Origin of the sequence: Bacillus sp. (in: firmicutes), from assembly GCA_012842745.1 — a bacterium.
GTDB lineage: Bacteria > Bacillota > Bacilli > Bacillales > Bacillaceae_J > Schinkia.
This window is the reverse complement of record DUSF01000050.1, coordinates 1-4793: the sequence shown is the minus strand read 5'-3', so window position 1 is coordinate 4793 and position 4793 is coordinate 1. Positions and strand designations below refer to the sequence as shown.

At 34.0% G+C, this 4793-nt stretch carries 5 protein-coding genes; 4 read left to right on the top strand and 1 reads right to left on the bottom strand.

Annotated features, from left to right (window positions below):
• Positions 1 to 129 precede the first annotated feature (129 nt).
• Together GX497_13730 and GX497_13725 are read left to right on the top strand one after the other, a co-directional pair.
• Positions 130 to 522 carry a DUF3888 domain-containing protein gene (locus tag GX497_13730; protein HHY74254.1) on the top strand — a complete coding sequence of 131 codons (393 nt, stop codon included), beginning with the start codon at positions 130 to 132 and terminating at the stop codon, positions 520 to 522.
• Positions 523 to 1211: 689 nt separating this feature from the next.
• On the top strand, positions 1212 to 1703 hold the full coding sequence (locus tag GX497_13725) for a hypothetical protein (GenBank protein ID HHY74253.1): 492 nt from the start codon (positions 1212 to 1214) through the stop codon (positions 1701 to 1703).
• Positions 1704 to 2462: 759 nt separating this feature from the next.
• Here the strand turns inward: GX497_13725 and GX497_13720 are convergent.
• On the bottom strand, positions 2463 to 2648 hold the full coding sequence (locus GX497_13720) for a hypothetical protein (protein HHY74252.1): 186 nt from the start codon (positions 2646 to 2648) through the stop codon (positions 2463 to 2465).
• Between the two features lie 170 nt (positions 2649 to 2818).
• On the opposite strand from GX497_13720, the gene GX497_13715 reads away from it, so the two are divergent.
• Positions 2819 to 3391, top strand: a complete 573-nt coding sequence (locus tag GX497_13715) for an RNA polymerase sigma factor (protein HHY74251.1) — start codon at positions 2819 to 2821, stop codon at positions 3389 to 3391.
• Positions 3376 to 4512 carry a DUF4179 domain-containing protein gene (locus GX497_13710; protein HHY74250.1) on the top strand — a complete coding sequence of 379 codons (1137 nt, stop codon included), beginning with the start codon at positions 3376 to 3378 and terminating at the stop codon, positions 4510 to 4512. Before GX497_13715 ends, GX497_13710 begins: the two co-directional genes overlap by 16 nt.
• The last annotated feature ends 281 nt before the right edge of the window (positions 4513 to 4793 follow it).

The window sequence follows — 4793 nt, the reverse complement described above, 5'->3', positions numbered from 1 at the left end:
TTTTTGTCCTCCTCCCGCAAGGGAATGATTTACATTTATACATTGTCGCATAATTCCCTCCAAAAGTACCGACATAAAATTTTCCTAAAACAACAAAAAACACTGCCATTGAAAATGGCAGCGGACATTATGATTAGCTGTCTCATTACCTTTATTGCTATTACTCCTGTTCAAGCTGAGACTAATGATAAATGCTACGAGATGATACTTGAAGATATTATTTATTCATTTTTATCACCGTTGGAATCAAAAGCAATTGAAGATTACTTTGGAGAAATATACCTATCAGATTTTTGCAAATTTGTAGAGGTTAAGACAAAACCTGACCAAGCATATAGATATGAAATAACTTATCAATTTATAACCTATGAAAGAGCAATAATGCCTCCGTATCATTTGTTTACTTTAAAAGTGGAAAACAAATCCCCCACAGATTGGGATATAAAGGATGTAAAAGTAAGAAAATTAGCCGAGAATGAAGATTATTCAAAGATGTGTAGAAAACCAAGGGTTGTTTGGTAATCAAGCAGAATTGAGGAAGTTCCTTAAAATAGGGGTTGCCTCTGTGAGATTGTGAAACATTACACTTAAAGTAACGGGGGCGATAGCAGGACAAAGCTGTCGCTTTTTCAAGCATAAGTATGGAACGATATGGATGGGCTGCTATTCTTGGGATATATGGAATTCTTTTTGTTCTTTACAGGAATAAATGGCAGTTCTCTGGCTGGTATAACGGTAAAGGTAGGGAAAAACTCCCACCTAAAATCTCAAAATCTCTAACTTTGTGTTTTATAATTTTAGTTCTTTTACCACCCATTTTAAATATCATTCTTAAATAATGATTATTAATTACTGGAAAAGTAATGAAGGAGGTGACATTATGTTTAAGAAAAGCATCAGATTCCCTTTAATATATTTTATAGTATCAATAGTTTGGCAATTTATTATAAAAGGTGAGATTAAGTGGATAGATAGTATAATTGTTTGTTTTATAATGTTCTTGTTTAGTCTGTTTTATGAATGGTCGAAAATTCCATACAAGTGGAATAAGAACAAACGATGAGTAGATTTTATTAGTGGATATTTCACATAAAAAAAGGGGGGGTATCTTAAATAAGGAGAAAGCCCCTTTGTTCCATTAAAGAAGCAGTTTAGTATAAGAAGGAAAATTTTAAAATGATATAATAATATCAAGAGGTGATAGTGTTTTGTTGTTGCTGAAAAAAGGAAAGAAATTATTTTCGTTTGGTGTGTTGTTAGTGATACTTTTACTTTCAGGCTGTGATGGCGGTGAGAAAACGGTAGGAAATAATTACTATTTATCATTATCGGGAGAGAGTGAAAGTTGGAAAGTAGATTCTTATGAAATTTTGATTAAACCTGAAACATTTGATGTAGGAAATGGAAACGTGACTATGAAAAATAAAACTGAATTTAGTACTGATTTCTTTAGTATTGGGGTTTATGCTGTTATTGATAGTAAAGATACGGTCATTCAGAGAAGGTCTGTTACAGGAAGTGAATCAGATATATCCGAAACATCTATGGGTGCAACAGAAGGCGGGACTTTACTTAATGAAAATGGAGAACCCGTTTCTCTTGAAAACATTAGCGATATCTATATGATTATTGAATGGAAAGATAATAATAAGACAAAGGAAGAAAAAGTAGAATTATTTAATAAAGAAGGTTTATTGAATTAACGGGGGTGATAGCTGAACATGGCTGTCGCTTCTTCAACTATTCGATTAGTATAACAAGGTGAGTGGATCTATTTGGTGAAATGTTATGGGATGTGGGAGTTAAATTGTATTTAGATTTGATTAGTTCGTTTTTCATAGCTCTTATTTTATATCTTTTAATTGAAAAGAAATTTAAGGGAAAAGAACGATTTTTAGGCTACTTTATTATCGGGTACTTACTTTTTACATTAGTTCGATAAATGTAAGTAAAGCTTCTTAAAGGGGGCTTTACTTGAACAAGCTCAACAAAGAAAGTCGAATTCCTTGTACTCTAAGGAATTCGACTTTTTTAGATTTTAAAATTTTCTTAACGTTGTAAATCCGCATTTTCCTGACGGTTCCCCTATAGTAATTAAAAATCCCCCTAGCGTTGAAGGTGGGCGTGATTTGTCGGTTCTTTCCAGTGTTTGAGTATTGCGGACAGAATGAGCCAGCAGTGCGGAGTTTTGAGCCACTGTTTGCGGAAAGGAAAGCCACCAATTTTTTGCCATAACAGTGCAGATTCTGTGGTCCGCCACCATTGACTGTAACTTTTGTCCGTGTGGTGGAACAATCGCAGGTGTGGCATAAATAATGCCTAAGAGGCACAGCTGCTCAAACATATTAACACGGACAAATCGATTCTAAACATTCGCTGGCGGGGCCCCGACCCCTTCCAGCAAATGTAAAGAATCGTGCGTTACAGTCAATGGCAAGCAGCTTCGCTGTGGCTCTCTGACTCTATTCTTTAAAAAGCGGTTGTACTATTGTGGCTCTTAGTTTCGCAAATGGTGGCTCTTTTCTCCGCAATGGATGGCTCAAAACTCCGCATAAGTGGCTCAATTCATCTGCAATAATCAGTGTTAGTTGAATTGTAATATCTGTACAAATCAAATTTTCATCAAGTAGTTTTATTAATTCATTCATAGCTCGACCTCTCAATAATCCTTTGCTAGCTAGAGTATAACGGTAAAGCCCTAATTCAACCAACGTTGGAAAGAAGCTATCTGACGCTTACTTATCTAGAAAATAGTTTCAGAGATTGTCACAAAACAGTATATTTAATTGTTATATAGGCAAAGAGAGGTGATGAACAAGTGAACAAGGTAAATATTTCAGAAGGTACCTCCACAGTAAAGATTGAGTACGTTGTAGAACAGGTAAAACTAGGAGATAAGCAAAAATACACTATTATTATTAATCGATTTCAAAAGCAGATTTACTTATATTGTTATTATTTACTAGGTAATAAAGAAGATGCTGAGGATGCTGTTCAAGACATTTTTATTAAAGGATTTGAGAATATGGATAAATTTACCAATAACACATCCTACTCTGCCTGGCTTTACAAAATAGCCTATAACCATTGTATTAATTTAATTAAGAGAAGAAGTCGCTTTTATAATGTTCTAAAACAATACAAGAATCAAGAGTTCCAAATGCGTGAGCCTAACCATACAGAAATAATTCATGAACTGTTGGATCAGCTTAATTCAGAAGAAAAACATATTCTGTTGCTGAGAGCTGTTGAAGAATACACATTTGAAGAGATTAGCATAATTATGGATATAAAGGCAGCAACTATACGAAAAAAATATGAACGGATTCGTAAAAAGCTACACCAATTCATCAAAAAAAAGGGAGGGAACTGTATATGGGTAAATACATAGAGCAATCGGTAGATAGCGAAATCAATCAGGTAGAAGAGTTAATTCGAGAGACTTCAGTGGAAGTAAATTTTACTAATCGCATTATGGCGCAAATTGAAACTGAATCAACAAAAAGGTTTAGAAATATAAAGACTCGTAAAAAAAACGGATTAAACAAAATTATTATAATGATGTCCACTGCCGTAGCAGCCTTTGTTTTTATGATGGGGGGGAGCTTTATTTCCCCAGCCATAGCGGTATCCATCAAGCAAATTCCGGGAATGGCTTCTATATTTCAGCTTGCTGGCGACCTTGGCCTGAAGACTGCTGATGAGAAAGGACTAGTAACAAAACTAAGTGTAGGTGATACCCATAATAATCTTAAACTAAATGTGCCCGTGGTAATGTTTGATGGAACTCGTGTATCAATTGGTCTCGAACGGGAAACTTCAGAAGATGAATTTTCAAATAAAACCTTGGGGGAACTTATCAGTAGTGTAAATTTGTCAATCGACGGAAGACCAATTCAATCTTTTGCTCCAAATAATTCGAATTCAATTGGTATCTATCAATATCCTGGAAAGGATCAAAACTCCGTGATTATAGAGTTTTCTGATCTGCGTAATCAAGGCGGAAAACTATTACCTAATAAATTCAATTTAAATCTAGTGGTTACGGTGGATGGAATAAAAGACCCGTTTAAAATTGATATTCCGGTAAAAAAGAACATAGATGATTATTTAGTTATGCAGCCCAATATAAGCAGAAAATATGAGAATTTAAATTTTACATTAGAGAAATTTGAATTTACACCAATTACGACTAGTATAACCACACGTATTGATTTACCTTTAAATTCAAAACTAACTGTGCCTTTACAAACTATGGGAGTGGATGTATTAGATGACAAAGGAAATAAGTTGAAAATGTTAAGCGGTAATGGGTGGAATAAAGAAGAGGGTAATTTCTTGATATCAGATTATCGATTCCAACCCTTTGAATCCACTCCAGAGTATATAACTGTTAAACCTTATATACTATTATATCAAGAAAATAATAGAGTTTTGCACCTTGATAAAGATGGAAATACAAAAATAAAGTATATTCCTGAATTGGAGATTACCTTCCCCATTGGAAATTAAAATAGTGGTGAAAGTGAGCATAGACTCACCTTCACCACTAAAATACAGAAATCTACTATCTCTTAACAACAAAGGAATAGACACCAAGCACATCACCATTTTTATTAGGTTTATGTGTGGGATGGCTATATAGTATTAGAAAAAATTCAAATCAGCAAGTTAAGCAGAATAAACAAATTATTAAGTTATTGGAACAGCATATAGAAAAACATAATGAAGTACCGAAATAAGAAATGGTATTTTGCTAAAGGGGGTGATTGTTCAACAGGACAGTCACTTCA

Bases quoted from the DNA above. Each gene is read 5' to 3' on its own strand.
- GX497_13730 (HHY74254.1), top strand. From the start codon at position 130: ATGATTAGCTGTCTCATTACCTTTATTGCTATTACTCCTGTTCAAGCT.
- GX497_13720 (HHY74252.1), bottom strand. From the start codon at position 2,648: ATGAATGAATTAATAAAACTACTTGATGAAAATTTGATTTGTACAGAT.
- GX497_13710 (HHY74250.1), top strand. From the start codon at position 3,376: ATGGGTAAATACATAGAGCAATCGGTAGATAGCGAAATCAATCAGGTA.